Source organism: Oleiphilus sp. HI0043 (assembly GCF_001634935.1).
The window spans coordinates 1-1151 of the sequence record NZ_LWEY01001051.1 but is presented as its reverse complement, the minus strand read 5'-3'; the positions used below and the strand labels follow the sequence as shown (position 1 = coordinate 1151).

Sequence of the window (1151 nt, the reverse complement as noted above, 5' to 3'; positions counted from 1 at the left end):
TTCAGCTTCAAACTTAGTGTGAGGCTTAACAGAACCAGGCACACATAGAACCTGACCACGCTCAACTTCGTCACGCTTAGTACCACGCAGAAGAACACCAACGTTCTCACCCGCACGACCTTCGTCTAGAAGCTTACGGAACATCTCAACACCAGTACAAGTAGTGGTTTGAGTTTCCTTGATACCAACAATCTCGATTTCTTCACCAACTTTGATGATACCACGCTCAACACGACCCGTTACAACCGTACCACGACCTGAGATTGAGAACACGTCCTCAACAGGCATTAGGAATGGCTGATCTACAGCACGCTCTGGCTCTGGAATATAAGAATCTAGCGACTCAACCAACTTCTTAACAGCAGTTGTACCTAGCTCGTTATCATCTTCGCCGTTCAATGCCATCAAAGCAGAACCTGCGATAATTGGCGTATCATCACCTGGGAACTCATAAGTGTCTAGCAACTCACGAATTTCCATTTCAACCAATTCAAGCATCTCGTTGTATTCTTCTGAACCTGCACCACCACAGTCTTCAGCCAACAAGTCAGCCTTGTTCAAGAATACTACAATGTAAGGTACACCTACCTGACGAGACAAAAGGATGTGCTCACGAGTCTGAGGCATAGGACCATCAGTCGCACCACAAACCAAGATAGCACCATCCATCTGAGCAGCACCTGTGATCATGTTCTTAACATAATCGGCGTGCCCTGGGCAGTCAACGTGAGCGTAGTGACGATCAGTTGAATCATACTCAACGTGAGACGTCGCGATAGTGATACCACGTTCTCTTTCTTCTGGTGCGTTATCGATGTTTGCGAAGTCAACCTTCTCACCACCGAATACTTCTGCACATACACGCGTTAACGCTGCAGTCAAAGTTGTTTTACCGTGATCAACGTGACCAATAGTACCTACGTTGACGTGTGGTTTATTACGTTCAAATTTTTCTTTTGCCATCCGAACATCTCCTCAAAAAATATAGCTCGATTGCGGACACTGCGTCTCGGCCAGCTAGAACCAGCATTGACCACACACAACTTAAATTCAATAAAACCAAGCAATAACACTCATGGAGCTCATAACCGGAATTGAACCGGTGACCTCCACCTTACCAAGGTGGCGCTCTACCGACTGAGCTATATGAG

General features: G+C 46.3%; 1 protein-coding gene. It reads right to left on the bottom strand.

Annotated features, from left to right (window positions below):
• Positions 1-963: elongation factor Tu (tuf, locus tag A3729_RS11060; RefSeq protein WP_068633827.1), on the bottom strand; the 963-nt coding region annotated here is incomplete at its 3' end.
• Between the last annotated feature and the right edge of the window lie 188 nt (positions 964-1151).